A 26,986-nucleotide genomic window follows, 5' to 3' on the forward strand; every position below is an offset into this window, starting at 1 on the left:
TTGTAGTCACAGACGGAACCTAAATCCCATTGCAGCATCCAGGTATGGTCCTTCGCTTCAAGTGCGTGGTGGATTTGCCCCTGCATCTCGGACGTTCGCCCCGGTTTTACGTTCACGCTGGCAAACCGCATAATTTCCAGTTTCCAAATTGGAAATTATCGGATTACAATGGCTCTATGCAAGGCCAGGACATTGCGCTTCTCCTCAAACTCGCTATCCAGAACGAGCCGAATCTTCCCTCGAAGGAACTGGCTGTAAGTCTCTTCATCTCTCCATCGGAAGTCTCCAAGGCGCTGAGACGTTGTGTGGATTCGGGGCTTCTCTACATCTCTGGTGCAGAAAAGCGGGTAAACCGGACTGCACTGCTGGAATTTTTGGGGCATGGATTGAAGTACGTTTTCCCGCCTGCCAGAGGTTCTCTGGTGCGAGGTGTGCCCACGGCTGCTGCTGCGGAGCCCCTGAAGTCGCATCTTTTGGATGACGGAGAGCCGCAAACGGTTTGGCCGTATGCGGAAGGTAAGGTGCGGGGAATCTCGATTGCGCCGCTCTATAAAGGAGCACCCAAGGCCGCGCTACTCGATTCCAAGTTCTACAGCGTGCTTGCGCTCTCGGACGCCATCCGCAGCGGCAGAACACGGGAACGCAACCTGGCAATCGAACTTCTCGAAAAGGAGATCCATGCCTGATCCGAACCTGCCGCTACTCGAAGATGCGGTACGCAAACTCGCTCCTTTTCTCGATGAAATCGTATTTGTTGGTGGTGTCACCTTGGGCCTTTTGATCACCGACGAAGCCGCCGCGCCCATTCGCGGTACAACTGATGTCGATGTGATCGCCGAGATCGTCACCTATGCTGATTACATCGCGTTCTCGGAGCGGTTGCGACAGGCCCACTTCACGGAAGACCAGGGGGAAGAACCCCTTACTTGCCGATGGCACAACGGCAAATTGACGTTGGATGTGCTGGCCTTGAACAAAGAGGTGCTGGGATTCACGAATATCTGGTACGAGCCAGCATTGCGCCATGCGTCCACCCTGACTCTGCCGGGTGGAAGATCCATCCGCGTGATCACTGCACCCTTTTTCCTGGCGACCAAGATGGAAGCATTTCGGGGCCGGGGCAAGATGGATTTTCAGGCAAGCCACGATCTGGAAGACTTTGTGGCGGTCATTGAAGGGCGAGAAGCCGTGATGCAGGAAATTGCAGAATCGCCGCAGGACGTACGGGATTATCTGGCCCAGGCAGCGAAGACTCTTCTGGCAGAGCCTCGGTTTCTTGATGTACTGCCAGGATTCGTGCTGGATTACGGACGAGTCCCGCTGATTGAAAAGCGGCTTGCATCCATTGCTGTTGGCGCCCAATGAATTGCAGGGAGTACGCGGCATCTTAGGGGCTATTGCCTCTGCCGTGACAGAAGTGCTTTTGATCGTAACCCATTGAAACTATGGGCACTGATGGCAAACAAAAGCACTCTAAGTCCTTATAAAAATCGGTAGGCAAACTCTCAGCACCCTCCTCAGCACCCTCGCCGACCTCTGTTTTTTGGTTACAGACCTCTGCCGTGCAGAAGCAAAGATCGATTCGCGTTCCGTCCTACCTCGCCTACTGCGCGTGGGTGCGTTTGCCTCAAAATAGGGGTGCTGAACAAGGTGCTGGAGCACCCAGAGCCGTCGTTTCATCTTATATTTCAATCGATTACGAAACAGACCTCTACCGTTTCCTATGTTAATCGTACCATTATGTGGTGTAACGCGCGGCCTTTTAGGTTGAAGAACATCGACGTAATCGCCCAGGCTTGCACGCATTTGCACCCGGCATATTGGTCTGCCGCTGAGGGTACCTAGCATCGAGTCTCCCTGGTTGCACCGCTGTAAAATCAATATGCGCTGAGATGGGCGCGAACTGTGAGCGTAGAAACTGGCTCGGACATGACGAGAGAAGAAGGCATTGAGACCGTCTACGACGGGCCAAGTCACGTGGTCATTCTCGGCGCAGGGGCGAGTATTGCTTCCACGATTCACACCCCTGAGCCATCAGGAAAGAATTTGCCGTCGATGGACAATTTCATCGACGTTGTGGGCTTGAGAGAGATTCTGGATTCAGCGGACAGTGATTGCCATACAGAAAACTTTGAGGAGATTTATAGCTACCTCTACGCCAAAGACCCGAGTTCGAGAACGATACAGGAGATTGGTCAGAAGGTTTTCAGCTACTTCAGCGACCTCCGGCTTCCGGATACGCCGACACTCTATGATTATTTGCTTTTGGCGCTAAGGCCCAAGGATCTAATTGCGACGTTCAACTGGGACCCATTCCTGTTCCAGGCGTTCCTTCGGAATCGGCGCTTTACTGACGCTTTGCCACGTCTGGCGTTCTTGCATGGCAATGTTGCTGTTGGCTATTCGGCGAAGGACCAGAGAGCGGGACCGATAGGAATGCGATCGAGGACCACCGGCGATGAATTTGCGCCAACTCCCTTGCTCTACCCGGTAACCCACAAGAATTACAATCAGAGCGAATTCATCACGCACGAGTGGGAACGTCTTAAAGTATGGCTGGAAGGAGCGAAACGGCTTACGATCTTCGGCTATAGCGCTCCTGTAACTGATGTTGAGGCAGTCGCCCTCATGAGCAGCGCATGGGGCGATCCCCGACAGCGCAAGATGGAACAAATCGAGATCATCGACATCCAGCCAAAGGAGACTTTGGCGGATCGGTGGCAGCGATTTATTCACACCCACCACTACGAGTGCTTCGACAGTTACTTCCAGTCCTCATTGGCCTTTTTTCCTCGCCGTACGGGAGAGCGTTTCATGCATCAATTTGTCCCGGTCACGCCCGAAGAGGTCTTTCAAGAACCGAATACTGTGCCGCCACGCTTTGACACGCTTGAAGCGATGTGGGACTGGCATAAACCGCTGCTTGAAGCGGAAAAAAGAGAAAATGCTTCTATGCGTAGGGATATTCCATCAGACGAGGCAGAGACCTGCTTAGAATGGTCTATGGCCAAATCGACAGCGCCACCAACACCAGAGGTGAAAAAGACTCTCGCCAGTTTCGGCGCGAGCCTATTGAAAACATTCCATGCTGAATATGAGCGCAATTCCGAAAGCCGCAGCATGGACTACCATCGCGGCATCGTGATCGGCTGGCGGTACACACTGGATGCTCTCTACGGTCAGCGCATCACCGCAGAGATCGTTGAAGCTGCAGCCGAAGAAGCCAACCTTACCATTCCGCCCGCTGCTGACGTTGACGATGACGGCAACTGGATCGGCTTCGATTCTGGTGCGCACACATACATTGGCAAGCTGCACGAGTAAACGTACCTGCTTCCACAATCGTGGCAAAAGCATGGTAGATAACAGCCAGCCGCTGCATGTGAAGTATTTGGATAAGCGATGGAGTTGCAGCCATCTTCTTTTATTAGTGCCCGAGTATTACCGCAAATGGCACTTCTTGTATTTTTTACCGCTGCCGCAGGGGCACGGATCGTTCCGTCCCACCTTGGGCGGGTCAGAATTGAGCGAGGCGCTCGTGCGCCGATCCATCGTTGGATCTATCTGTGATTCACGGTCTGTGTGTAGCTGGTTCATTATTAGGTGAATTATCCTCATCCATTCCGAACCTCGTGCAGATGGTGCGCTAGCGAAAGCCCGGTGGATCAACGAAATAAGGTTAAGGCCATCTTCCCGATTGAGTAACTTTAGGAGAACAGTCGCGATGAGCTGCCTTCTTACGACCTCGTCAGCAATTTCCTTCTCTATTTCGGTAGCTATTCCGCCAATTGTTGCGAAGAGGTTTTGGTCTAGTGGCATTTGTAGTATTGGCTCTAACGCAAATGAGAATGGAGGCGTTTCCGCGTCGAAGTTGGACGCGCTGGCCGCCTGCACAAATACAACCGGAGGAATGCCCGTCGCTTGGTATCGATACGCGAGAAGGCGCGTCACAAATCCTGCGGCCACCTTATGATCCAGCCGTCCCACACCATCAAGGTGTGCTGCAACGATCTCGCTCCAAACGCCCTTTCCGCCGTACTGTGAAGTCAACACGCTGTTCTGTACAAAATCGTCAGACCAAAGAACCCGACCAGGTTTGCGCGCCAGCAATACAGATTGGGCTCCGTACCTTCCAAATATCTCGATCAGCGGCTCTTTGTCATTTTTGGGCATAGCTGACAATTCTCGACAAGCCTCGACAATTGCTAGTGACCGAATACCTTGCAAGGCTTCAGAAAAAAGTCTCTCCCGTTCAATCACTGCCTCCTCTGGAATATCCACCATGATTAGCCGGTCGTCGTGCCAGGTAAACCGTCCGCCCGCGCGAGGTGACCCATCCCAGAGACGCCCGCATATTCGGTCGAGTTCTTCCGAGCAGCCTTGCGAAATGATGATAGGGCGGTTTAGCTTTGTAACCAAATCAGTATGTTCGGTCAGAACAAGGGTTGCGATTGCGGATAGGTCTAGCACGATTTGTTCGGCTTCCTGCAATGCCATCAGGGAGTCAAGCCGCTGTGCAGGATCACTAGGAGCGCACCGGATTATCGAATCTTGGTCATTGGCAAGATACAGCACGGCCTCAAAAGTACTCGTTTTTAGCATTCGTGCGACAAATTGTAGAGGAAGCGTTTGTTCCGAGTAAATGCGAAGTCCTTGGTTCGTGTCCTCCATCTGTCTTCTTATCTTCGCAAGAAACTCGGTGCTATCTATTTGCCCCTCTTTGTCTCTGGGCAAATGCATGACTTGCAACTCATCTGCTTCAGGAAAGCGGATTTGCAATTCATCAGAACACCTCTGCATACGAAAGACGTATTTATTTACGATCTGCTTGATTTGGGCTGGACGACGTGAAATGCCGCTCGGAGCGAGGTCAAAGCGGTCTCCTACCGTCTTTCCAATAAGTACTTTAGAAACTGGATGCGAGGCGGAAAACTCATTCAGCTTTTGGTCCGGTGTTACTTCATCCTCAATAACGTGCCAGCTTGTTCCTTGAACTGCATCCTCTGCGTATTCGATGGCTGTACCTGGCGCGACGACTGTGGGCTGGTCAAGTTGGATCGGTGGGCCGAGGGGGACAAACAGGACCATGTAGGCGCGGTGAGCGTCATGATTGTCGAAATGGCGATGGAGAACGTCATAGCCGTACCGAAGCGCTTCGGTGGCCCTGCCTGTGCATTTTAGGAAGTACGTGACAGCCCTAGCAATATATGGCGAGACGGTAGCAGGATCGGGGAGCGGGAATGTACTCTCCTGAATTAGTTCGGCACGTCCATGCTCAAGTCCGATATGAGTGAGTCGCAACCTCACCTCTAAATCATTCGGATGGCGAGATAGATAGTCTTTCAGGACGAGAATTGCGCCTTCAACGTCATCATCCTGCAAAAGGTCAGCCTCGACCTGTAGCGAGTAAGGATCGTCGACCCCAGAGTCTCGAATCATTTTGCATATGGCAAGGATATCTCCATTTTCCCCAAGCCTCTGTGCACATGCGAGAGTCTGCCGCATTGCAAGCGAGTTGCCAATTCTTGCGATCCTCTTCCAAAGCGCAAGCGATTTGCGGTATTCGCCTAGAGTAGCGAGAGTAACCGCAATCATTTCGACTTCCGTATCGACGGATTGATCTGTCAGGAGGGCCGCAGCATCGTCGAGGAGTTTCTTGGCGGACTCTTCGTCGCCACTGTGCCAACGAAGCCGCGCGTTAATAGCTGCTTCAGCCGCTGGAGTGAGGCTGCCTGTGGGGGCAGATTTGATTAACTCGTCGCCTTCTGCAATGCGCCCGGTTCGGAAAAGTAGCGCAAGCACTTCGCAGATGAGGCTGTAGCGGAAATGTGGGAGGAGGGCTTCTGTGCTTTTGACTAATCCCTTTTGAAGATCGATTGCGCGGATTTCATCGTCACCGCGATTGCGCTGAAGAAGAAGTTCGGATAATTGCTTAATGAAAGCGGCATTGTTTGTCTCTGTAACGATCTTCTCGACTACCGGGATCGCCCGCTCAATTTCATTCCGCCGCTGGAGTAGAGTTGCGTAAGCGGACCTCGACTGTGGATCGTTCGGACAATATCGATAGGCATCTTCGACAAATATCCTTGCGTTTTCCTCCTTATCCGTTCGTTCCGCTATGGTTGCGCGCTCAATAAGCGCTTGAGCTGCCAGAGGATACTCCTCGCGGGTGACTGCCGCATCGGCGCACGATTGAAAGATGGCATCCGCGTCCGCCAGCCGAACGCGGTCTACGGAGGAAAAGGCGTCTACCGGCCGTGAACCACTTCCGAGCAAAATTGGATGTGATAGAGACTGCCCCAGCAGAAGCTGCGCTGCCGGCCATTCCTTCGTCGAACTGTCTATTGCCCTTCGTGCATATTGCTCAGCCTCGCTGAATAGTTTCTCATTGTGAGCGCGTGATGCGAGCGCATGAAGGACTTCGCTGTGGAGTAAGTCCTCCGCTGAAACCTCAAGCAATAGGTCACTTAGATGAACCGATGGTGGAGCAGAGTAGATGCGCAGCATAGATGCTTTCCAGGATTCTGGATGCTGCTTTCTGAGGGCGGTCGCCAGTACGTAGGTTTTGTCATACTCGCCAGAGAAAAGATAAGCATGGCCCTCGGTTTCTCGTGCCTTGATGTGCTCAGGGTCGTGGACGATAGCCTCGAAGTAAAGCTTTGTAGCTTCTGCAACAAGTCCCTTCGCGGCCTCAATGTTGCCGAGGTTCGCAAGCACGATGAAGCGCTGATGCCCCGTTAGCTTATCCCAGCTATCGCGCCGAAGTGCCATTAGGCGGGACTTGGCTATCGGGAAGTCCCGGCGCTCGATTTCGCTTTTTGCTAGGGAAATCTGCTTCTCATGAGGGTCTTCGTCTGTGGTCGAATCGCCAGTTGCGAAGCTCCTCGAAAGCAGAATTGATAGCTTGTCACTGATAGTGGCAAGCTGTGCGTTGCTAACCGGCGTCAAATGATCTTGAACTACCTGTGGGTGGTTGTCCAGCAATCGCTCTATCAAATCCCAGCCATAAAACTCAACGATAAAATCGCCGGACAACGTATGCTTGGCGTTGATTTCAGCAATGGCATTTTGAAGCCGGGTAGACGTTTTTCCTGTCGATAGGATGACGTATTGTTTGATCTGGTGCGGAGCTTTAAATACATCCTCAACAAGCTCACGGAGCCGCTTTTCGGTAAATTCAAGCTGCGGATCATCGGCCTTGCACTGTGCTGCGAACCTCGGAGGTGGCGAGGTGAGATCAAGAATGTCTATGCCGAACTGGCGCTGCCCACGTCGTCCATACCGCTGAATGCCGTTTAGGCCGAAATGTGCACGGAGAAGGCTTATGCAGAATTCTTCAAAGTGATCGTCGTTCTTCGGGAGAGGATATCGAAGAGGACTGTTCATCTAGGCGCACCATCACCGTTATGTTGCGAAAAACTGAATCAAACATTCAGGGACTTCTGCGGACACTTAATTTCGTTGAGCACCACATCGTCTCTTCGCCGCCGCAGTGAGAGCAACGAATCTCCCCACACTAGGAGCTTTCGCAACAGCCGACCTCTTGCTGTGGCATTGCTGCACCGAATTCGATTATTGGACTATAAGAAACTATACTCCGGTCGCAACGAGTTGATCTGCAATATGACGCAAGAGTCAGCCTGACCTTGCCCGCGGAAAACGTACCTCATATAGCGCTCTGAGAGACTATCGAAGGAGCGAAGATGGAGCGTATACCGAGGAAGGCGTACACGTACGAGTTCAAGCTGGAAGCGGTTCGGCTGGTGGAGTCAGGCCAGCGAGTTGCTGAAGCGGCACGGTCTCTGGGCGTGATCGAGCAGACTTTGTCGAACTGGATCAAGGCGTACAAGGCCGGCAAGCTGGTGGCCCACGGTCGTGGGTCGAAGCTGACCGCCGAGCAGATCGAGATACGCCAGTTGCGCGCTGAACTGGCGCGGGTCAAGATGGAGCGCGACATATTGGGAAAAGCGGCGGCGTACTTCTCGCGGAGCCAGAGATGAAGTACGCCCACATCCATCGCAGTCGCCATCTCTGGCCGGTTCGCTTGCAGTGCGATGTTCTCCGTGTCAGTTTCACGGGCTATCGCCAGCATCACTTGCGCCGCAAGAAGCTCTGTTCCCGCCGCCACATGACGGACGAAGCGTTGCTGGTGCACATCCGCGCCGTTCATGCCGAGTTTCGCGGCGCCTACGGCTGGCCCAGGATGAGTCGCGAGTTACGCCAGCGCGGCGTGCGTGTGGGTAAGGAACGGGTGCGCTTGCTGATGCAGCAACATGGCATACAGGCGCGCGGCAAGCGGCGATTTCGCGTGGCCACTACCGACAGCAACCATAAGTTGCCGATTGCGCCGAACCTTCTCGACCGTAACTTCACCGTCGAGAGGCCCAACACGACGTGGACCGGCGACGTGACTTACATCGCCACCGAAGAAGGCTGGCTGTATCTGGCCGTGGTGATCGACCTGTTCAGCCGGCGCATCGTGGGCTGGTCGATGAAGACGACGATGGACCGCACTCTGGTCATCGATGCGCTGGAGATGGCCTGCCTGCAGCGAAGACCCGAGGCCGGCAAGGCGATCTTCCATAGTGATCGTGGCAGCCAGTATGCCTCGGATGATTTTGGTGAAGTCATGAAGATGTATGGTCTGACTGCCTCGATGAGCCGCCGGGCTAACTGCTGGGACAACGCTGTAACTGAGACACTGTTCGGCTCGTTGAAGGTGGAACGACTGCACGGTGAGAAGTTCATTACGGTGCGAGCGGCGAAAGATGCGGTGATGAACTGGATCCTCTGGTATAATCAGAAACGGTTGCACTCGACGATCGGTTACAAGAGTCCGGTGGAGTTTGAACAGGCGTGGCAGTTGCAGCGCGAAGCGGCCTGAAAAGCAGGTTGTGGAAGTATGGAAATCGCAGAGAACGCGATTCCCACACTCCCACAACCTCGACGGCTACGGGATTATCCCCTCAACCCCGGCGCATATGGGGGACGCATTCTGAGGGCAAGGTCAGCCATTCAGAATCATAACCAGCATCGAATCAGTGTTTTAATAGTGCGACGAGGGTTTAATATCGAGTCGCCTTAGTACCATCAACTCTTCGGCAAGCGACAGACTTTTCAGCACCTTTTTGAGCACCCACAATTGCATTAAAGCTTGGGATTCAGGCCAATACCTCTGCCGTGCAAAAGCAGAGGTCCGTTAAAACTGTTCAAAACAGCGGCGTTATCGGGGCTAATCCCCTCAATGCCGCTCAACCCATGCTCAACGAATGCATTGCCCTGTTAACCGGCCAATTGAGAAAAACCATGCCTACTGGCTCAATTTAGAACTGAGACCAAGTATGCTTGGCTCTTAGGTGAACGGGAATGTGGCATCCTTTACGTAAGCAGAGGTCCACTTTGTGAAGCAGAATTTCGCCGTAATCATCCTTGGTGGTACCGGACAAGTCGGCGGTGCAGTTGTCGCGGAGTTGCTGTCAATTCCGGAGTGCCGGGAAGTGGCGATGGTCACCAGAAAGCCCATTGCGCCGCGATCTCGGGTGCGCAATGTCGTTCTTGATACCGGCGCTGCGGACTTTGCCGAGCGCACTGCCGCCCTTGCGCGCGAGGTTTCGGGCCATGGTCCCGTCAGCGCCGTGAGCTGTGTGGGTGTCGGTTCTGGATCGATGCGCTGGAGCGAAGAAGAATTGCAACGACTTGAGATTGGCGTTGTCGGCGCCTTTGCGCGTGGTTGCCATGAGGCCGGTATCGCCCAGTTTTGCCTACTTTCCGCGGCAGGTAGCACAGCTCGCAGCCGGTTTCGCTATACGCGAGTAATGGGCATGAAGGAAGACACCGTGCGTAACGTCAGGTTTGCCCGTCTCGCCATCTTTCGCCCCGGTATCATTGTCGGCAACGCGCATACTCCAACCTGGGTCGGTTGGTTGGGAAGGCTCGTGCCTGGATCGTTTGGCAATATTGATCAACGAATTCTCAGTCGCTCAATCGCCGCAGAGATAGCTTTGCACGGCCAAGATACGGGCGAAGTCATCCGCGAAAATGTAGCAATGAAAAAACTCGCTACGCAGTTCAATAGCGTCCCTTAGGATTTCTTGCGTAGGGTACAGGCTAAATTATTGGTGAGAGGAAAGACGGGAACCGCAGCCACAAGCATGTGCCTGCTGAATGGGTCCACTTCCGATGCCTGAATACGCGCGGCAACGCTGTTTACGATTCAGAAGCATTGCCGCTGTTCAACGTATTCGCTGATCTTACGAATCGAATCGTGTGGTGTCGGTGTCCCTGCGTCAGAGCCTTGGGCTCGCAGCCATCTCAGAGGCCCGCGCCAGTGCTTGCGTGTCGATATACTCCCGGACGTTCGTGAGTTTGCCATTTCGAACGGTAATGGCGAAGACCCAATGGTCCGCGAACGTCTTATTCGTAGCTTTGATTCTCCCCGCAGCGAAGCCAACGACCAGAACCCGGTCTCCCTGCGCTATGAGTTCGGGGGGCTCTGGGTACGAAGTTTCCACCGTTTCGTTAGCCCTCTGAAGTAAATTCTCCAATCCCGCGTGCCCACGATGCGTGCCGGCCAGCGGCCAGTCCTCGCCCGGAACGACCCACTCAATATCTTCGGCAGACAACGCCAGCAGACCTTGCTTATCGCGGCGGCCGAGTGCCGCAAGAAAATTCTTCACAATCTGGACATTCTTTTCGATGCTCATCGAAATCTCTCCTTTTCCCTTGCGTCAAGTGCGTCCGATCTAAATCGGACGTTTTGGAATCCTTCTACCAGGGCCAAATCACGCGGCCGTAAATCGACTACTGCTGCTTCTTGAACAAATCCTGGAAGATGAGCTGACCCCAAGTTTGGCCGCGTGCGTGCACCAGCGCGCCACCCTCGTTGAACTTTCCCAGCTTGACGGGTGCGAACCCAAGTTTCTTGGCCAAATCCGCCACGGGAGCGATAGCGTCCTCGTCATCGCTCGACAGAAAGACGACCCGGTGGCCGCCCTCGACGATCGGGTCAGTAGCCAGTGTGGCCGCAACCAAGTGGTTAAAACCTTTCACCAACTTAGCGCCGGTGAACGATTTCGCAACGAATGCGGAGGACGGAAGACCGCCCAGCTCCTCAGGTGGGACTGGAAACGAGTTCATCGCGTCGATGACCGTCTTGCCTTTCCAACTCGGCAGGGCCTTCGCAATCTCGCGATGTTCCCCGAACGGAACCGCCAGGATGATTGTGTCGGCCTCGAGTGCATCCCGCAGCGATTTGGCGACGACCGTGGGTCCAATCGCCCGAGCCTGCGGCGCCAACGCCTCGGGGGGCCGGCGACTCGCAACGGTGACTTCGATGTTCTTACGGGCGAAGGCGTGGGCGAGTGCCTGGCCTATCTTGCCGAATCCTACAATCGCATAACTCATCATGTTTCTCCAATCTCGTGTGAGAACTAAAGTTCGAGAAACGACCGCGCCGGGGTCAGACCTGCGCCATGCCCCCATCGACGGCGAGATCCACACCGGTGATGTAAGAACTTTCATCAGAGGCGAGGAACACGACTGCTGCCGCAATTTCCTCGGGCATGCCCCTGCGACCCATTGGGATCTGAGTGGTAAACTGGGCGGCCGCTTGCTTGGCCTGTTCAGCGGTAAGGCCCGTCGTCGTCTCTAAAGCCGGGGTATCGATTGCTCCGGGGCTCATCGCATTCACGCGGATCTTGCGGTCTTTCAGCTCCACAGTCCAGGCGCGCGCGAAGTTGCGCACAGCCGCCTTGCTCGCGGCGTAGGCGCTAAACCCTGGGAGCCCCAACACGTTCGAGACCGAAGAGGTCAGGATAATCGAGCCGCCGTCTTTGAAGAGGGGAAGGGCTTTCTGAACCGTAAAGAACAGCCCCTTCACGTTCACATCGAAGGTCTGATCAAAATGTGCTTCAGTAGCCACCGCGAGCGGTGCGATTGTACCCGCGCCCGCGTTCGCGAAGAGTACGTCGATGTGACCATGTTTCTCTTTCACGACGGCATAGAGCCGGTCGAGATCTTCCAATCGCGACACGTCGCCCGCGACCGTCGTAACGTTTCTCTTGATGAAGGCTGCGGCCTCGTTCAGCTCTTTCTCGCGTCGCCCAGTGATCACGACGTGCGCACCTTCTTCCACGAAGCGCTTGGCTGTGGCCAAGCCAATCCCGCTGCTTCCGCCTGTAATAACCGCAATTTTGCCCGCCAATTTTTGTCCAAGATGATTACTCATATGTTTGCTCCATTTTTTCGTTGTTTTTCTGTTGAATCTACGGCCAAGGCGTAGTGCGTCAGATTTGGGCTAAATCTGTGCTAGGCCGCCGTCGACGGCGAGCTCGCTGCCGGTCATGAAGCTGCTGTCGTCCGACGCGAGAAAGGCCGCCGCCGCACCGATCTCCGCCGGATCGGCCATGCGCTGGAGCGGGGTCATCGCGGCGTAGACTTTCTGGCCCTCCTCGCCTAGAGCTGCCTTCGCGAGTTCGGTCGCCGTCGGCCCAGGCGATAGCACGTTTACCCGGATGCCGGTGCCCTTCAGGTCCTCCGCCCAGGTCCGCGCGAGGTTGCGCACTGCCGCCTTGCTCGCGCTGTAGACGCTCATTGTCGGGGCGCCCGTGGTGCCGGCGCTTGAACCCGTCAGGATGATCGAACCGCCCTTGCCCATCAGCTGCAGCGCCTTCTGGACCGTGAAGATCGTACCCTTCACATTGGTGTCGAAGGTTTCGTCAATGTGCTCGGCGGTGATCTTGCCGAGCGGAAGCGGGCTTCCCGCCCCGGCATTGGCGAAGACGATGTCGAGGGTTCCGCGCTCGGCCTTCACCGCCGCGTAGAGTCGGTCGAGGTCGGCCAGATCGGAGACCGAACCCTTCACCGCGCGGGCATTGGGCCCGAGGTCGGTCACAGCGGCGTCGAGCGCTTCCTGCCGGCGGCCGAAGATGAAGACGAAGGCACCCTCCTCGATGAAGCGCTTTGCTGCGGCGCGGCCGATGCCGGTGGCTCCACCGGTGATGACTGCAACCTTACCTTGAAGCTTTCCCATGTTTACTCCCTTCGGAATGTGTGAAGCATTCGGTACACTAAGCTAGATTCTTTGGCGATGGACGAGAACTGCTCAGGAGTCCAAGAGTTTTGTCTATTCGTCCAGAAAGATGGCTTCTCTGAGCTGTTTTGCACATTTTGGTGGAGTTGGAGCGCGCGGCTCGCGGAAAAGGAGTGTAGGAGTTGTGACGCTGGAAGGAAGGAGAATGTCCGTCATGGCTTCTTCTACCTGATGGTGCGCTTTTTCTACAAACGAAGCTGCGCAGTTTCGTACAGTCCTCACAGAACACTATGGCTTTCGAGAGCAGACGGAGGCTAAGTTGGACCCGATAACAGACATCTTCAGAACGATGCACGTAACGGCTTTCGGTCTGCACAGGCTCGAAGCCACAGCCCCGTGGGGCGTGAAACAGGACAATCAGGCCGAAGAAAAAGTCACGTCTTTCGGCAAAAAGACTTCCCCTACAGATTTGGCGCACTTCGCCATGCTGTCGCGCGGCAATTGCTGGCTGAGTGTTGAAGGGATTCCAGAGCCGATTCCCTTAACCGGCGGTGATTGCTTTTTGCTGGCCCGGGGGACTTCGATTGTTTTGCGCGATAGCCTGCGAACACGTCCGAGGTGGAGTTTCCGCGAGATCGGGGCCAAGGCCAACAGCAATGTCGCTCATTATGGAGGTGGTGGCGCACCGACGACAATCATCTGTGGGTCCTTCAGTTTCGATCGCGCCAGCCTGAAGCCGATCACGCAGTTATTGCCGAGCTTCATTCTGATTAAGGCCGAGCAGGCACGCATGCTTGCTCTTCACAACACGATTCAGGCGCTGGCATTAGAAATGGCAGAACAGGCACCGGGATCTGAAGTAGTCGCAACTCGGCTGGCCGAGGTCCTATTTATCCAGGTACTCCGGGCGCATATCGCGTCTGATTTCGCTACTCTGAATTGGCCCCATTTGATGCTCTGAGTTGGCCCCACCTGGGGCAGAGCCCGTTATCTTGTTTCGGGGTAATATTCCCCGGAAACGAGGACGGCTTGGCCACAAGGAGGAGCAAGGTGGAGCTATACGAGCAGATCCGGCGGGAGTACGAGCATGGCGCCGGGACGATCCGCGCGGTAGCGCGGAAGTTGGGAGTACATCGACGGGAGGTGCGCCAAGCCTTGGCCAGCGCGCTGCCTCCAGAGCGGAAGAAGCCGCAGCGGGAGCGGCCCAAGCTGGGACCGGCAGTTCCGTTCATCGACGCGATTCTCGAAGCGGACCGCAAGGCGCCGCGCAAGCAGCGGCATACCGCGCATCGCATTTGGATGCGGCTGCGGAAAGAGATGCCGGAGATTGTCGTCGGCGAGTCCACGGTGCGCGAGTATGTGTGCGAGCGCAGGCAGGCGATGGGGCTTCTGAAGCATCAGGTCTTCATCGCGCAGTCCTATCACTTTGGCGACGAAGCGCAGGTGGATTGGTACGAGATCCAGGCCGAGTTCGATGGCCAGCCGCGCAAGGTCTACATCTTCTGCATGCGCTCGATGGCCTCGGGAGCGGCCTTTCACCGGGCCTATCCGCACGCCACGCAACAGGCATTTCTAGAAGCCCACGAGTTGGCGTTTCACTGGTTTGGTGGGGTCTTTCATACTCTCAGGTTCGACAACCTGACCTCGGCGGTGAAGAAGATTCTGCGCGGCTATCAGCGGGAAGAGACCACGCGCTTCATCGCTTTCCGCTCGCACTGGGGCTTTCAGGCAGAGTTCTGCACGCCGGGCGAGGGCCACGAAAAGGGTGGCGTCGAAAACGAAAACGGGCAGTACCGGCGCAACTACATGGTCCCCGTGCCGAAGGTGCGCAACCTGGAAGAGTTGAACCAGCTACTGGCCACGGGAGCCGTAGAGGAGCAGGCGCGTCTGATCACTGGTCGCAGCCTGTCGATCGGCGCATTGATGCTGGCCGAGCGCGAGCATCTGCTTCCGCTGGCCACCGAAGGCTTCGATCTGGCCGCGCTGCACTTTCCTCATGTGAACCAGAGCGGCTGCGTCAAGGTGTTGACCAACTTCTATTCGACGCCGTTGCCGGTGGGAACCAGGGCGGCCGCCAAGGTCTACTCGGCTTACGTGGAGATCTGGCACGATGGGCATTGCGTGGCGCGGCATGAACGCTGCTACGAGCGCCATCAACAGGTGCTGGAACTGGACCATTATCTGGATGTGTTCGAGAGGAAGCCGGGGGCGCTGGCCGGATCCACGGCTCTGGAGCAGTGCCGGACACAGGGTCGCTGGCCTGCCAGTTATGATCGCTTCTGGTCCATCGTCAGCGAACGGGAAGACCGTCAGGCCGGAACGCGGACGATGATCGAGGTTCTGTTGCTCAGCCGCACCTGTGGCGCTGGCCGCGTTCGCCAGGCGGTGGAAGAAGCGCTGGCGATGGGCGCTTCCAGCCTGAGCGCGATCCGCTATCTGCTCAGCGTGGACTGCCGGCCAGCAACGGCAGAAGCGCTGGCTGTGGAGGTCGGCGAATTGCACCGCTATGACCGTCCGCAACCCAGCATGGAAGCCTATGAACAACTGCGGCCGAACTGGACTGAGCCTCCACAGACAGACTCAAGTTCCCGGATTGCAGACTGGCCGGTGGCGACGGAGGTGGTCCAGTGAGCACACCCCAGCCGATTGAACAGGCCGCCATTCAGCAGTATGCCCGTCAACTCTATCTGACCACCGTGGCCGACCAGTTTGCCCGTCTGGCCGAAGACGCCGTCCGCAAAAAGCAATCGCATTTGAGTTATCTGGAGGCGCTGCTCGGCGCCGAGGTCGAGGAACGTGAGCGCCGAGCCGTGCTCCGGCGCATCAAGGAGGCCCACTTCCCGGCCGTCAAGACGCTTGAGGAGTTCGATTTTCAAGCGGCACCGCACATCTCCGCGGCGCTGATAAAAAAGCTCAGCGAGGGCGAGTATCTCGAACGCAAGGAACCAGTGATTTTGTTAGGGGAAACGGGCACGGGTAAAAGTCACTTGGCCGTCGCTCTGGCCGTCGCCGCTTGCCGCCAACGCAAGCGGGTGCGCTTCACCACAGCGGCGGAGCTGGTGACGGAGATGATCGAAGCCCAGAGCCAACTGCAACTGACGCGGATGCGCAACCGCTGGATGCGCTACGACCTTGTCGTCCTTGACGAACTTGGCTACGTCGTCATGCCGGACGCCGCGGCGGAGTTGCTCTTCCAGGTGATCGCCGGCCGCGCCGAGCAGGCGGCTCTGATCGTAACAACGAACTTGCCATTTTCCGAGTGGCCCACCAAGATCCCCAACGCACGGCTGTGCAAGGCGATGCTCGATCGCCTGACGGATCGCGCTCACATCATCGAGACCGGAACAGAGAGCTACCGGTTCCGCAGAACCATGGCTAGAAAAGCAGGTAGGGCATGACAGGCAAACAGTGGTACTACGCGCAACTGCGCTGGGCAGTGATGGTGGAAGGCAAGGAAGGGCTGCGAGCGTGGAAAGAGGCCGTTCACATCTTCCTCAGCGAAGATGAGCAGACAGCCTTTCAGCAAGCACTGGAGATCGGAAGCCTGGGCGAGGATATTCACACCGAAGGTCGGCGGGAGGTGGAGACCAGACTGGCAGAGGTGGTAAGACTCGATTGCCTGGGTAACAACCCAACCCAGTTCGAAGTTCGGCTCGGTTCAAGCAAGGCCCGAGAGCGCCTTCCCTTCGAGCACATTTTCAAACCGGAGGACCATATGCCAGAACCGACCTTCTAAAACCGCTTGACCACGGGAGCGGCGCCGCCCCGTGTTGGCCTTGGCTCCAGTCGCCCTACGGGCTCCTTCCGCCAAGGCCAACACGGAATGACAGAACACATGCCTTCAGGTGGGGCCAAATGAGACCGTCAAATGGGGCCAAGTCAAGTTGACGAAATCAGCGTCGGGACCGGAACGCAACAAAGGATGGCTTCGTGCTGTTTTCGATCCTCAAATGGGCACTGCTCTGAGTGCCATTCACGACAGAATAAACACACCATGGACGGTTGAATCCCTGGCCGAAGCTGCGGGCATGTCTCGCTCCGCATTCGCAGCGCGTTTTAAAGAACTGCTCGGACAAACGCCACTGGAATATGTAACCGAGTGGCGGATGCAGAAGGCGATTCAGTTACTACAGCAGCGTGGCAAAAAGCTCATAGACGTCGCCCGCTCGGTCGGTTACGAGTCCGACGCTGCGTTCAGTAAGGCCTTCAAGCGAGTTGTCGGGGCCAACCCTGGTGAATACCTCAAACGTGGTTTTTGAAGGCAACGGTAAAACCGGAATAGCGGAAGATACTTGAAGCGGAGGCTGCATAGGTCCCCTGAACACGCTCTGCTCCAGTAAAACGCTGGCTAGAGCTGCAGGGTCCGGGTTTATGCCAAATCCCCGGCTCACTCGTTGACGGCCACCTGTCACCGGGGAAGCTCCCTGAGCGCAACGGGCTGTTCGCAACAGTTGTCCACCCGCCAAATCAGCGCCTGTCGGTCCTCAACCTTAGGCCCCATTGCCTGACCAAGAGCCAAGCCATGTGCAGAGCGCGGCGTGGGCGTTACTTGACGGATTAAGATAATCCATATGTCCTGCGCCTGCCAGTTCCAGAAACTCAACTCTGTCGCCAGCATCTCGGGCAGCTTGGGCGTAGGCGCGCGCAAGCTCGATGGGAACAACGTCATCCGCCGTACCATGAAGAACAAACTGAGGTATCCCCAACGGCAGCAGCGCCCGGGGAGATGCTAACTCGTATCGCGCAAACTGCTCTGTCGGAGTTCCATCCAGTAACTCTGTGATCGCGCTGCTTCCTACTTCCAGTTCGTAGGCGCGCACAAGATCCGCCAGCGCAGCCTGCCCGACTGCCGCCGCAATGCGGACTCGATGCTCTACGCCATTTCTCCTACCAGCGCTTAGGCGGGCCGCTGCCCATAAGGCGAGTTGACCTCCAGCAGAGTGACCGACCACCGCGACACGAGATAGGTCAAGGTCCGCGCCGTTCGCGGACAGTTGCGCAAGATGCTCGATGCCCGTAATCACGTCATCAAAGGTGCCCGGCCACCCACTGGTTGATGCTCCTAGACGGCGATACTCCAAATTCCATACGGCATACCCCTGAAGGGCGAGATCATGAGCGATGTCTGTCATTTGGTCTCGACCGTACGGCATACGCCAGAATCCGCCGTGAAAGAGGCAAATTACTGGGAGGTGGTGTCCTGCCGGAAGATGCAAATCCCCCTCGTTGGCTTTGAGTGGCCCGTAACTTTCGGTATGGCAGTCGATAGGTTCCATATTCTCTTTCATTGATTCATGAGGTTGTTCTCGGTGAACTTGCTCGATTCTATCGCTGGCGTTTGATTACCTATCCAGAGATTACCATCTGGTAAACACCTGCTGTGAACATGCACCGTGAACCGGGCTCGCAATTGGCCGCATGGATTCTGGAATGATGCCAAATAGATCGCCAATACGCTCATCAAGCTCAGAGACGTTCCTTGAAGTTGCCTTTCGTCCACCCACTCCCGCGCGCCGCAAACGCATCCGGCGTATCCGCCCCTCCCCCTCGATCCTCCTGCCCTTCCGCACCGGCACAGCGTTTCGGAAGACCTACCTTGTTTTCGGCGAATCACTCAAGACCGATGAGCACAATGGCACACCGGGCTCACTCAAAACCCTTTCAAGGAGTTGTGAATCGACTTCCTCGTACCGGGCATCTGAAAACCATGCGAATCACACTGATCGGCGGTCCGACTGGGCTTTTGGAGATCGATGGTTTGCGTCTCATGACCGACCCCACCTTCGATCCGCCCGGCAGCGAATTGACGAATGGTTCGGTCACGTTGCGTAAAACTGTCGGACCCGCATTGGAATCTGCGCAACTTGAACCCATCGACGCGATCCTTCTCAGCCACGATCAGCATTTTGACAATCTAGATCAATCTGGCCGCGCCTTTCTTCCGCGCGCACGGCAGGTACTCACCACGCCAAGCGCTGCCAGCCGCATCGGCGGTCATACGAAAGGCCTGTTGCCGTGGCAATCCACGCGCATTGTTGCGGCGAATAACTTGGCTGCTTTGACCGTAACTGCCACACCTGCGCGTCATGGGCCTCCGGGAATTGAACCTGTCTCCGGCGAAGTCGCAGGCTTCGTCGTTCAGTCCGAGCTTTCGCGAGCCCCATCCATCTACATCACGGGAGACACCGTCTGGTTCGAAGGTGTCGCCGAGGTCGCCCGGCGCTTTTCCGTCCGCGCGATCCTCCTCTTTGCTGGAGCTGCGCGCATCGCGGCCAGGGGGCCGGAACACCTCACCATGAACCACGACGATGCCATTGCCACGGCCCGGGCCTTCCCCCTCGCCCGCATCTTTCCCGTGCATCATCAAGGCTGGGAACATTTCAGCGAGAGCCAGCAAACGTTGCTGGATGCTTTTACCGCAGCCGATATGGCAGAACGGATTGAGCCGCTGTTCACCGGTGTTCCTGCCGTATTCAACACTTAGCTGCTCCGGCCACTCCAGCAATCGACCTTCCGCCGATCGAAAGGTTTGGATTTTCAGCTGGCGAAGAATCACCGATGCACGCCGGCTGCACTGTGGACTGGCCGCACAACGAAAGCCGACTGCATGGCAAGCGTTCGAGGAGGATGCACGGCAGACACCAAAACCGTAATTGAGCAGGCATATTCCGCATTCAATAAGCGGGACATCGAAAGTGCGTTAGCACTGATGAAGCAAGACGTGAACTAGCCCAAGGCTTCGGAGGGCGGCAAGGTTGTCGGAAAAGAAGAGATCCGCGCCTATTGGACCCGGCAATGGGCTGAGTTCGATCCCCACTTCGAACCGCTCGCCATCGCCAAGGAAGACGGAGGCAAGATCCGCGTCCGGGTGCGCCAGCTCGTCAAGAGCCTTCAAGGAGATGTCCTTTTTGACAGCGTGGTGTTCCACATCTTCACCATGAACAGCGGGCTAATCGCAGCCATGTACCTCGGGGATGAGGCCGATCCCGCCGACGGTCCCTCTGTCGCATTCGCACATCGATCCTGACCGGTCGCTGAACACGGGCTAGTTTCCTGGTAACCAATTCGCCTTTTGGCAGAAGGTTTGCGTGATCGATCAACTCTTGTGAACCACCTCGAATGAGTACCCGTCGGGATCCACCACATCGGCCGCGTAATATCCTGGATAGTATTCCAGTCGAGCCCGCGGTGATATGTTGTCTGTCGCTCCAGCCGCTATTGCAGCTTGATAAAACTCATCGACTTGAGCGTTATTGTCGGCGTCGAATCCCCAATGGATCGAGCCAGGATCAGGCTTCCCTTGCTTGAGCCAGAAAAATGCTCTCTTCCCATCTCCGATTCCCCACAGATCGGGATGACCACGTTCGCCTTTGTAGGGCAGGAAGAATTGGATGCTCAACGGCTTCAGCGCCGCGTCATAGAACGCCAGCGAGCGTTCGACATTGCTCACAGTCAAGATGATGTGGTTGATCATGTTCTCTCCTTTAGAGTGCAAGGGTTTCGATTGTCTTTTCGCCATTAGGAATCGCGCTGTCGGAGATCCCCGGCATGTTCATGCCTTGCGCGCGCACTGTCTGCACGTCATCGATCCCGATGAAGCCCAAAATAAGGCGCAAATACGGCTCCACGGTGTCCCATGACTTCCACGGCCCTTCCGAGAATATCCCTCCGGACGCCAGTATCAGGATTGCTTTCTTCCCCTTGGCCAGTCCCTCAACTCCCGCTCCTGCGTAGTTGAACGTCTTTCCAGCGCGCACAATATGGTCAATCCATGCCTTCAAAGAAGAAGGAAGTCCGAAATTCCACATGGGAGAGGCGATGACGAGCAAGTCAGCAGACAACAGTTCCTCCGTGAGTTCGTCTGAAAGACGAAGTGCATCCTTCAGGGACTCGGCCTCTGCTTTGTCTTTGGTCGAGATCCCCTTTACGGTCTGATAGTTCAGATGAGGAAGTGGGTCTGTTACCAAGTCACGCTCAACGAAACGTGCGTTGGGATAGAGAGACCTTAGGCGTTCTCGCAGTGTTTCTGTTAGATGACGGCTTGCAGACTCCGCTCCTCGCGGGCTCGATTCGACGATCAGGATTTGTTTCATTTCGATTTTCTCTCTCTAGTCGTTGATGTGCAATCGTGCAGATCAGTTCCAACCGTGCAGCGTCTGGTGTAGAAACCATGTGCGACGTTCGGCTTCATCGATCCAAACCTCAAGCAGGCTTGCAGTAGCAACATCCTTGAATTCATCGCAAACTTCATGAGCTGCACGCATGAGCTTCGTCAAACAGCGGCTGTCGGCGAACAATTCTTCGAGCATGCTCTTGGCTGTGGCAGATTGTTCATCGTTGTCGAGCAATCGTTGATGTTGGGCGATGTCGCCGATGGAGCGTAGCGTTGTGCCGCCAATTTTGCGAGCCCTCTCCGCAATAGGGTCTGTCATTGCGAAAATTTCCACCGCCTGCTCCTCAAGCAGCAGGTGATAGTCCCGGAAATGAGGACCGCTCATGTGCCAGTGAAAGGTCTTTGTCTTCACATAGAGCGCAAAGACGTCTGCGAGCAATTGCCGCAAGGTTTCAGAAATCGCTGCGACAGCCGCCGACGAAAGATCCGTCGGAATATCAAGACGTACTGCGATTCTTCCCTTCAAGGGCTTTCTCATTTGCCTGGATGTCACTCCCTCTCCTGGAGAGCGCGTCAATCGAGCCTTTGTGCGACCTTCGATCATTCCAACCTCCCAGATTTTCCTGGTAGATCTAGGTGTACTGGAATCAGTACACCCAGGTCTTGGATATTCTGGGCACCGCTGGGACATTCGGGGCACTCAATTGCTGAGTCAAAAGCGGCACCTATATCATCGAAGAAAATATCGGCCACTCCTGGAGGGAGAAATGACCGCTAACCGCGACGCAGTCCGAGAGCGATTTGAAGTTCCCGGATTTGTGAGTGAAAATCGCCCCGAATTTGAGAAGGTTCGCTCGGTCTCAAACCGTTCGGAGCAACCACTCTTTTTTGCGCGGTATCGGCACGATAAACCGAATCTCGGCTTGCTCGAACAAACGCCTTTGGCGGATCAGGTCATCGTGTCAGTGGAACTTCGCCCGTTCCGACCGATCAACGTGTTTTGCGACGGTCATCACAAGCGGAAACCGGCTTCCGAACCCGGTGCATTAGCACTGTACGATATGCGCAGGTCATGGTGTGCAGACATCAGAGACCCTTTTGACACCTTGCAAGTCTTCCTGCCCATCAATAGCTTTCGGGATTTTGCGGCGGAGCGCCGCAGTAGCTTTCTTGACTTCCGCTACGATCTCGAAGAGCCACGTTACGATGCAGTCATGCTGCACTTGATGCAAGCGATGCTGCCCGCGCTGGAGCGACCGCACGAGGTAAGTTCCCTATACCTGGATTCCATATTTCTTGCCGTGCGTGACCACATTGCCGAAGCATACGGTGGCTTCACTCCAAGCGCTGTGAGCAACAGGCTCGGCCTCACCGCTCGCCAGCTTCGTCACGCTCTCGAATACATCGAGGCAAACCTAAGCCAGGATGTCAGCCTTGCCGATGTGGCAAACGCATCGGCCACCTCAGTGAGTTCACTTACCCGCGGTTTCAAAACCTCACTAAGTATTTCGCCGCACCGCTGGGTTTTGAATCGGCGAATTGCCCTCGCGCAGCGCCTCATATACGAGAGTGCTATACCACTCAACGAGGTCGCGGCTTCTTGCGGGTTTGCCGATCAGAGCCATCTGACTCGCGTCTTCATGCGGAATATTGGCTGCTCCCCGGCTGTTTGGCGGCGGAACACCCAACGCTAAACAGGCCCGAGGACGAGTGGAATAGGAAGTCTCATCGCGGGCATCCGTGGACAACCTCGGACGAAGAGTGGGAAGCGCTCCTCAGGCTAATTCCCGGAACTCCACGGGGAATGTGCTCAACAAGCATCCGTCGTCGGACGGATCATTCGCGTTTGCCAGACTTCGATGGCATCGTCTCGTGGCCACCGGCTTTGTCAACGAGCGCAAATCGCCAAGTCACTCATCTACCTAAGAAGAAGTGCGATATGCACATCAAGTGCGGTGCAGGAGATTCAGCCTGTATCGCGCATACTTGTGCTCGCCGGTGCGAACGAGCACGCCCTTTTCAACGAGGTCGGCAAGGTCTCTCTGGCCGTAGGGGCTGGCGAGGATCCCGTGATGGTGCTGTAGTTGCAAGCGCTCATACCACCTTCGAAGCCCTTGGGCCATTCACGGAAAAGACGCAAGAGCGCCTTCTGCTGACAGTCATTGATCTTTCCGCGCAGACGGTTCAGGAGCCGGGTTTGTGCCGACGAGTGTGGGTAGCGTCTCGCGCATGAGTTCGACAAAGCGACGCAGGCGTGCCGGATAAAAGTGGGCATAGGGATAGACCAGATAGACGGGCAACGACACTCCCTGCCACTCGGGAACAAGTTGCACGAGACGACCCTGCTCCAGATCCTCTTTCACCATCCATGTCGAAATCAGCGTAGCTCCAAAACCGGCCAAAGCGGCCTGATGCGTGGTGTAGACGCTGTCGGTACTCAGGCGCGGAGTAATCGCAAGAGTGCGGTTTTCGCCTGTGGTGCGATGCGTCAATGCCACCGCATCGCGATAGAAAAGGTTGAGGGCGATCCATGGAAGACCAGGTAGAGCGTCCATGCTGAGATCAGTCTGCTGCGCAAGCAAGGAGGGTGCAGCCACCACGATGCGTGGCACCTCGGCGAGCAGTACGGCAACCAGAGAGGGGTCTTCGACGCTGCCGAGCCGAATCTCGCAGTCCACGCCCTCGGCGATGAAATCCGGGCGATGTCGATGCAGAAGCCACTCAACCGAGAGTTTGGGATAGCGGCCAAGAAAGGCAAGCAAGGGCGCGACCAGTTGTTCCTGCCCGAAGGCGTGCGGCACCACGATGCGTAGCGTGCCGAAGGGATCAGAGGTTGCACCGCGCAACTCCTCTTCCATGCTGGACCAGTTTTCGAGCAGTTGCCGGGAGTGAGCCAGAAAGCGTTCGCCATCTTCGGTGAGGTTCATGGCGTGGGTGGAGCGTTGTACCAGCTTGACTCCCAGCCATTTTTCCAGAATCTGTAGGCGGCGGCTGATGGTCGGCTGGGTTGTGCCAAGCCGGTTGGCCGCCGCCGACAGAGAGCCTGACTCGACGATGGAGACAAAGGTGGCCATCAGCTCAATCCGATCCGGTCCCTGAGGCGTGGGCATATTCATACGTATAGCGTATAGCAGTTCTGCAATCCAGACCACTACCATCCAAGTGAAATACCCGGCACTATGGATCTGTCAGCGCATTACGAATCCGGCATTCCAAAGCGGAGCAACGGTACAACGTTCCGCATGAGAGGTGTCGGTGAGGATGCGCAAGAAAGGATCGTTGCGATGAAAAATGACTTGTTTGCAAGGATGAAGCTGGGGGAGGTCGAGTTGCAGAACAGGATCGTGATGGCTCCCATGACGCGTCTGCGAGCTACCGAGGAGTGCCTGGCCTCGCCAGTCATGGTGGAGTATTACCGCCAGCGAGCCTCGGCGGGGCTCATCATCACCGAAGGATCGCATCCGAGTCCAATGGGGCGTGGTTATACGTATCCTCCGGGAATCCATACGCCAGAACAGGCAGCCGCATGGCGCAAAGTCACCGACGCCGTGCATGAAGAGGGCGGGCGTATCTTTCTGCAACTGATGCACGCCGGCCGGGTGACGCACTCTTCGTTCTTGCCCGGCCATGCGTTGCCGGTAGCCCCTTCGGCCATCGCGGTTTCGGGCCTGATTCACACCTTCGAGGGCAAGGTGCCTTTTGAAGTTCCCAGAGAACTCGCGCGCGAAGAGATTTCCGGAGTGATTGCCGAGTATCGCCACGCAGCGGAACTGGCTGTAACCGCAGGTTTCGACGGCGTTGAGCTTCATGCAGCTACAGGCTATCTGCCGCATCAGTTCCAGGCCTCGGGCTCCAATCGTCGCGCGGATGCATATGGTGGTTCGGTTGAAAATCGCAGCCGCTTCACGCTTGAGATTCTGCAGGCGCTTTGCGAGGTTTGGGGAGCAGGACACGTCGGCATCAAAATCGCGCCGGGCTATACCGTCAACGACATGGATGACGAAGATCCGGCAGCGACCTACACCTATCTGGCTCGGCAACTGAATCCGATGGGGCTGGCATACCTGCATGTGGGCTATGAGAGTGGTTACACGCGAGGTACCGGTCCGGACTTCAATCCCATCGATCTTCTGCGCAAAGTGTACAGCGGAACGCTGCTGGCCGCTGGTGGATTCACAAAGGAGACGGGCAACGCGATTCTTGCTGCAAACCGCGCCGACGGCGTGGTCTTTGGTCGCGCCTTCATTGCCAATCCCGATCTGGTTGAGCGCTTTCGCAGGGACGCGCCTTTGAATGAGACGAGCGATATGAGCACTTTTTATGGGGGTGGTGCGCGTGGCTATACCGACTACCCAACGCTGGCAGACTAATCGCAAACAGCCCACGCTGAGAGAAGAGGAAATGATGCACAACACCGTACAGCAAAAGCACACACTGCCGCGTTCACTGGTTCTTTTGCTGGCTACAGGCGCGGGCTTTGCGGTCGCATCGCTCTACTATGCGCAACCGATTCTGAGTCTTCTGGCAGCGGATTTCCATGCCAGTGATCGTACCGTGGGCATGATCCCAACCTTGACGCAACTGGGCTATGCGCTGGGTATTCTGTTACTGAGTCCGCTGGGCGACAAGCATGATCGTCGTCAGATTATTCTGGTGAAAACTCTTTTGCTCGCGCTCTCACTTGTGGTCTGCGGCCTAGCTGGAGGCATCGGATCAATGGTGGCTGCAAGCCTGTTGATGGGCATCAGCGCCACGCTTGCGCAGGACATTGTTCCGGCCGCAGCTCACCTTGCGCCGCCACAGAGCCGGGGCAAAGTGGTGGGGACGGTGATGACTGGATTACTACTTGGCATTCTGCTTTCCCGCGTTGTGAGTGGGATTATCGCTGAACAATTTGGTTGGCGTGTGGTCTATGATGCAGCAGCCATGAACATCGCGCTCTTCGGCGTTCTGGCGTGGAAACGGCTGCCTCACTTTACCGCATCGACGCAACTCTCGTATGCGTCTCTGCTGGCTTCGATGAAAGCTCTTTGGCACGAACAGCCGACGTTGCGACAGGCATCGTATGCACAAGGTTTGTTGTCGATGGGTTTCAGCGCCTTTTGGACCACGCTGGCGCTGATGCTGCATCACACATTTCATATGGAGAGTTCCGTGGCCGGCACCTTCGGACTGGCAGGTGCGGCTGGTGCGATTGCCGCTCCCCTGGCTGGACGCTTGGCAGACCGGCGTACCCCGCATCTGGTCGCGTCTCTGGGATGCGCAATTGCAACGGCATCCTTTGCTGCAGCAGGTCTTTCCGTATTGCTTTCGCTGAAGGCACAGTTGCTCCTGCTGGCAATGGTTGCCGTTGGCTTCGATTTTGGTGTGCAGGCTTCGCTGGTTGCGCATCAAACCATCGTCTTTGTCATTGCTCCCGAGGCGCGCAGTCGCGCCAATGCCTTGCTGGTCACCTGCATGTTTTTGGGTATGGCAGCGGGCTCTGTGCTGGGCAGTATGATGCTGGCACGCTGGGGCTGGAATGGCGTGATGGTATTCGCCACAGCCACGTCTGCAGGTGCATTTGGGCTGCGTCTGCGAGGAGAGTGGCCCATCACGCGCTTGAATGCGGTACTGAAGGCGCTTTCCGATTCGTAGCCAGAGACACCGCAATCTCGCTCAGCGAATCCTTGGTGTTGTTCAGACGATCTTCAGCCAGACGCATGCGCCATGCGGTCGCCACTAGAGATTTCAAGGCGCATTGTCCATGCGGTCTTCTTGGGATACCAGCTCCGGGTGGGAGCTCAAAGTTCTGATCGCCGATCTCTACGCCGTAACACTCAAAGTAGATGGAATACTTTTCA

The 26,986-nt window shown here is 56.2% G+C and carries 25 protein-coding genes; 15 read left to right on the plus strand and 10 right to left on the minus strand.

What is annotated here, in order from left to right:
- The first annotated feature begins 44 nt into the window (after positions 1-44).
- The 3 genes from ACOBR2_RS11530 to ACOBR2_RS11540 all read left to right on the plus strand — a co-directional run bounded on the left by ACOBR2_RS11530 (position 45) and on the right by ACOBR2_RS11540 (position 3,324).
- Entirely contained in the window at positions 45-686 is a 642-nt protein-coding gene (locus ACOBR2_RS11530; protein WP_420236261.1) for a MarR family transcriptional regulator, read from the plus strand.
- Positions 679-1,365 (plus strand): hypothetical protein, encoded by a 687-nt coding sequence (locus ACOBR2_RS11535; RefSeq protein WP_420236262.1) that lies wholly within the window; start codon positions 679-681, stop codon positions 1,363-1,365. Before ACOBR2_RS11530 ends, ACOBR2_RS11535 begins: the two co-directional genes overlap by 8 nt.
- Before the next feature lie 564 nt (positions 1,366-1,929).
- The gene (locus ACOBR2_RS11540; RefSeq protein ID WP_420236263.1) at positions 1,930-3,324 is read left to right on the plus strand and encodes a hypothetical protein; all 1,395 of its coding nucleotides are present in this window, start codon (positions 1,930-1,932) and stop codon (positions 3,322-3,324) included.
- A gap of 117 nt (positions 3,325-3,441) precedes the next feature.
- On the opposite strand, the gene ACOBR2_RS11545 is transcribed toward ACOBR2_RS11540, so the two are convergent.
- A complete protein-coding gene (locus ACOBR2_RS11545) occupies positions 3,442-7,386 on the minus strand; it encodes a PIN domain-containing protein (RefSeq protein ID WP_420236264.1) in 3,945 nt (1,314 codons plus the stop codon).
- 317 nt (positions 7,387-7,703) lie between these two features.
- Here ACOBR2_RS11545 and ACOBR2_RS11550 point away from each other — a divergent pair.
- Both ACOBR2_RS11550 and ACOBR2_RS11555 read left to right on the plus strand, forming a co-directional pair.
- Positions 7,704-8,884 (plus strand): IS3 family transposase gene (locus tag ACOBR2_RS11550; RefSeq protein WP_420236265.1). Its coding sequence is split into 2 segments (ribosomal slippage): positions 7,704-7,962 and positions 7,962-8,884, totalling 1,182 coding nucleotides; the frame shifts between segments, so codons are not numbered across the junction.
- A 517-nt stretch (positions 8,885-9,401) separates the two neighbouring features.
- On the plus strand, positions 9,402-10,085 hold the full coding sequence (locus ACOBR2_RS11555) for a hypothetical protein (RefSeq protein ID WP_420236266.1): 684 nt from the start codon (positions 9,402-9,404) through the stop codon (positions 10,083-10,085).
- Between the two features lie 201 nt (positions 10,086-10,286).
- On the opposite strand, the gene ACOBR2_RS11560 is transcribed toward ACOBR2_RS11555, so the two are convergent.
- The 4 genes from ACOBR2_RS11560 to ACOBR2_RS11575 form a co-directional block, all read right to left on the minus strand.
- The gene (locus ACOBR2_RS11560; protein ID WP_420236267.1) at positions 10,287-10,703 is read right to left on the minus strand and encodes a nuclear transport factor 2 family protein; all 417 of its coding nucleotides are present in this window, start codon (positions 10,701-10,703) and stop codon (positions 10,287-10,289) included.
- 97 nt (positions 10,704-10,800) lie between these two features.
- Complete coding sequence (locus ACOBR2_RS11565) at positions 10,801-11,406, minus strand: NADPH-dependent F420 reductase (protein ID WP_420236268.1); 606 nt, start codon at positions 11,404-11,406, stop codon at positions 10,801-10,803.
- 52 nt (positions 11,407-11,458) lie between these two features.
- Positions 11,459-12,226, minus strand: coding sequence for an SDR family NAD(P)-dependent oxidoreductase (locus ACOBR2_RS11570; RefSeq protein WP_420236269.1), 768 nt, complete (start codon positions 12,224-12,226; stop codon positions 11,459-11,461).
- A gap of 69 nt (positions 12,227-12,295) precedes the next feature.
- Complete coding sequence (locus ACOBR2_RS11575; RefSeq protein ID WP_420236270.1) at positions 12,296-13,030, minus strand: SDR family NAD(P)-dependent oxidoreductase; 735 nt, start codon at positions 13,028-13,030, stop codon at positions 12,296-12,298.
- A gap of 319 nt (positions 13,031-13,349) precedes the next feature.
- Here ACOBR2_RS11575 and ACOBR2_RS11580 point away from each other — a divergent pair, with 319 nt between their 5' ends.
- The 5 genes from ACOBR2_RS11580 to ACOBR2_RS11600 all read left to right on the plus strand — a co-directional run bounded on the left by ACOBR2_RS11580 (position 13,350) and on the right by ACOBR2_RS11600 (position 17,289).
- On the plus strand, positions 13,350-13,991 hold the full coding sequence (locus ACOBR2_RS11580; protein ID WP_420236271.1) for a cupin domain-containing protein: 642 nt from the start codon (positions 13,350-13,352) through the stop codon (positions 13,989-13,991).
- Positions 13,992-14,080: 89 nt separating this feature from the next.
- Positions 14,081-15,661, plus strand: coding sequence for an IS21 family transposase (istA, locus tag ACOBR2_RS11585; RefSeq protein WP_420236272.1), 1,581 nt, complete (start codon positions 14,081-14,083; stop codon positions 15,659-15,661).
- The gene (gene istB / locus ACOBR2_RS11590; RefSeq protein WP_420236273.1) at positions 15,658-16,428 is read left to right on the plus strand and encodes an IS21-like element helper ATPase IstB; all 771 of its coding nucleotides are present in this window, start codon (positions 15,658-15,660) and stop codon (positions 16,426-16,428) included. Before istA ends, istB begins: the two co-directional genes overlap by 4 nt.
- The gene (locus tag ACOBR2_RS11595) at positions 16,425-16,766 is read left to right on the plus strand and encodes a hypothetical protein (RefSeq protein WP_420236274.1); all 342 of its coding nucleotides are present in this window, start codon (positions 16,425-16,427) and stop codon (positions 16,764-16,766) included. The genes istB and ACOBR2_RS11595 overlap by 4 nt, the downstream gene beginning before the upstream one ends.
- 214 nt (positions 16,767-16,980) lie before the next feature.
- Positions 16,981-17,289: a helix-turn-helix transcriptional regulator gene (locus tag ACOBR2_RS11600; protein WP_420236275.1), complete on the plus strand. Its 309-nt coding sequence runs from the start codon at positions 16,981-16,983 to the stop codon at positions 17,287-17,289.
- A gap of 231 nt (positions 17,290-17,520) precedes the next feature.
- On the opposite strand, the gene ACOBR2_RS11605 is transcribed toward ACOBR2_RS11600, so the two are convergent.
- Positions 17,521-18,318 (minus strand): alpha/beta hydrolase family protein, encoded by a 798-nt coding sequence (locus ACOBR2_RS11605; RefSeq protein WP_420236276.1) that lies wholly within the window; start codon positions 18,316-18,318, stop codon positions 17,521-17,523.
- 383 nt (positions 18,319-18,701) lie between these two features.
- Here ACOBR2_RS11605 and ACOBR2_RS11610 point away from each other — a divergent pair, with 383 nt between their 5' ends.
- Positions 18,702-19,514: an MBL fold metallo-hydrolase gene (locus tag ACOBR2_RS11610; RefSeq protein ID WP_420236277.1), complete on the plus strand. Its 813-nt coding sequence runs from the start codon at positions 18,702-18,704 to the stop codon at positions 19,512-19,514.
- 612 nt (positions 19,515-20,126) lie between these two features.
- Here ACOBR2_RS11610 and ACOBR2_RS11615 read toward each other — a convergent pair.
- The 3 genes from ACOBR2_RS11615 to ACOBR2_RS11625 are packed head-to-tail and all read right to left on the minus strand — an operon-like array spanning position 20,127 to position 21,747.
- Positions 20,127-20,504 (minus strand): VOC family protein, encoded by a 378-nt coding sequence (locus tag ACOBR2_RS11615; protein WP_420236278.1) that lies wholly within the window; start codon positions 20,502-20,504, stop codon positions 20,127-20,129.
- Positions 20,505-20,514: 10 nt separating this feature from the next.
- Positions 20,515-21,123, minus strand: coding sequence for an FMN-dependent NADH-azoreductase (locus tag ACOBR2_RS11620; RefSeq protein ID WP_420236279.1), 609 nt, complete (start codon positions 21,121-21,123; stop codon positions 20,515-20,517).
- A gap of 42 nt (positions 21,124-21,165) precedes the next feature.
- Positions 21,166-21,747, minus strand: coding sequence for a Dps family protein (locus ACOBR2_RS11625; protein WP_420236280.1), 582 nt, complete (start codon positions 21,745-21,747; stop codon positions 21,166-21,168).
- A 163-nt stretch (positions 21,748-21,910) separates the two neighbouring features.
- On the opposite strand from ACOBR2_RS11625, the gene ACOBR2_RS11630 reads away from it, so the two are divergent.
- On the plus strand, positions 21,911-22,837 hold the full coding sequence (locus ACOBR2_RS11630; RefSeq protein WP_420236281.1) for a helix-turn-helix domain-containing protein: 927 nt from the start codon (positions 21,911-21,913) through the stop codon (positions 22,835-22,837).
- Positions 22,838-23,002: 165 nt separating this feature from the next.
- Positions 23,003-23,227, plus strand: a complete 225-nt coding sequence (locus tag ACOBR2_RS11635; protein WP_420236282.1) for a hypothetical protein — start codon at positions 23,003-23,005, stop codon at positions 23,225-23,227.
- A 75-nt stretch (positions 23,228-23,302) separates the two neighbouring features.
- On the opposite strand, the gene ACOBR2_RS11640 is transcribed toward ACOBR2_RS11635, so the two are convergent.
- The gene (locus tag ACOBR2_RS11640) at positions 23,303-24,259 is read right to left on the minus strand and encodes a LysR family transcriptional regulator (RefSeq protein ID WP_420236283.1); all 957 of its coding nucleotides are present in this window, start codon (positions 24,257-24,259) and stop codon (positions 23,303-23,305) included.
- Positions 24,260-24,427: 168 nt separating this feature from the next.
- Between ACOBR2_RS11640 and ACOBR2_RS11645 the strand changes: the two genes are divergently transcribed.
- Both ACOBR2_RS11645 and ACOBR2_RS11650 read left to right on the plus strand, forming a co-directional pair.
- On the plus strand, positions 24,428-25,513 hold the full coding sequence (locus ACOBR2_RS11645) for an alkene reductase (protein WP_420236284.1): 1,086 nt from the start codon (positions 24,428-24,430) through the stop codon (positions 25,511-25,513).
- 31 nt (positions 25,514-25,544) lie between these two features.
- Entirely contained in the window at positions 25,545-26,780 is a 1,236-nt protein-coding gene (locus tag ACOBR2_RS11650) for an MFS transporter (RefSeq protein ID WP_420236285.1), read from the plus strand.
- Positions 26,781-26,986: the final 206 nt, after the last annotated feature.

The organism is Telmatobacter bradus (assembly GCF_048629425.1).
GTDB classification, from domain to species: Bacteria; Acidobacteriota; Terriglobia; order Terriglobales; family Acidobacteriaceae; genus Telmatobacter; species Telmatobacter bradus.

What these genes read in the sequence shown, in the direction of transcription:
- ACOBR2_RS11560 (WP_420236267.1), bottom strand. Translation starts at nt 10,703, where the DNA reads ATGAGCATCGAAAAGAATGTCCAGATTGTGAAGAATTTTCTTGCGGCA.
- ACOBR2_RS11600 (WP_420236275.1), top strand. Translation starts at nt 16,981, where the DNA reads ATGGGCACTGCTCTGAGTGCCATTCACGACAGAATAAACACACCATGG.
- ACOBR2_RS11575 (WP_420236270.1), bottom strand. Translation starts at nt 13,030, where the DNA reads ATGGGAAAGCTTCAAGGTAAGGTTGCAGTCATCACCGGTGGAGCCACC.
- ACOBR2_RS11635 (WP_420236282.1), top strand. Translation starts at nt 23,003, where the DNA reads ATGGCATCGTCTCGTGGCCACCGGCTTTGTCAACGAGCGCAAATCGCC.
- ACOBR2_RS11545 (WP_420236264.1), bottom strand. Translation starts at nt 7,386, where the DNA reads ATGAACAGTCCTCTTCGATATCCTCTCCCGAAGAACGACGATCACTTT.
- ACOBR2_RS11605 (WP_420236276.1), bottom strand. Translation starts at nt 18,318, where the DNA reads ATGAAAGAGAATATGGAACCTATCGACTGCCATACCGAAAGTTACGGG.
- ACOBR2_RS11570 (WP_420236269.1), bottom strand. Translation starts at nt 12,226, where the DNA reads ATGAGTAATCATCTTGGACAAAAATTGGCGGGCAAAATTGCGGTTATT.
- ACOBR2_RS11530 (WP_420236261.1), top strand. Translation starts at nt 45, where the DNA reads ATGGTCCTTCGCTTCAAGTGCGTGGTGGATTTGCCCCTGCATCTCGGA.
- ACOBR2_RS11565 (WP_420236268.1), bottom strand. Translation starts at nt 11,406, where the DNA reads ATGATGAGTTATGCGATTGTAGGATTCGGCAAGATAGGCCAGGCACTC.
- ACOBR2_RS11535 (WP_420236262.1), top strand. Translation starts at nt 679, where the DNA reads ATGCCTGATCCGAACCTGCCGCTACTCGAAGATGCGGTACGCAAACTC.
- ACOBR2_RS11595 (WP_420236274.1), top strand. Translation starts at nt 16,425, where the DNA reads ATGACAGGCAAACAGTGGTACTACGCGCAACTGCGCTGGGCAGTGATG.
- ACOBR2_RS11625 (WP_420236280.1), bottom strand. Translation starts at nt 21,747, where the DNA reads ATGATCGAAGGTCGCACAAAGGCTCGATTGACGCGCTCTCCAGGAGAG.
- ACOBR2_RS11650 (WP_420236285.1), top strand. Translation starts at nt 25,545, where the DNA reads ATGATGCACAACACCGTACAGCAAAAGCACACACTGCCGCGTTCACTG.
- ACOBR2_RS11640 (WP_420236283.1), bottom strand. Translation starts at nt 24,259, where the DNA reads ATGAATATGCCCACGCCTCAGGGACCGGATCGGATTGAGCTGATGGCC.
- ACOBR2_RS11540 (WP_420236263.1), top strand. Translation starts at nt 1,930, where the DNA reads ATGACGAGAGAAGAAGGCATTGAGACCGTCTACGACGGGCCAAGTCAC.
- ACOBR2_RS11615 (WP_420236278.1), bottom strand. Translation starts at nt 20,504, where the DNA reads ATGATCAACCACATCATCTTGACTGTGAGCAATGTCGAACGCTCGCTG.
- ACOBR2_RS11620 (WP_420236279.1), bottom strand. Translation starts at nt 21,123, where the DNA reads ATGAAACAAATCCTGATCGTCGAATCGAGCCCGCGAGGAGCGGAGTCT.
- ACOBR2_RS11630 (WP_420236281.1), top strand. Translation starts at nt 21,911, where the DNA reads ATGACCGCTAACCGCGACGCAGTCCGAGAGCGATTTGAAGTTCCCGGA.
- ACOBR2_RS11645 (WP_420236284.1), top strand. Translation starts at nt 24,428, where the DNA reads ATGAAAAATGACTTGTTTGCAAGGATGAAGCTGGGGGAGGTCGAGTTG.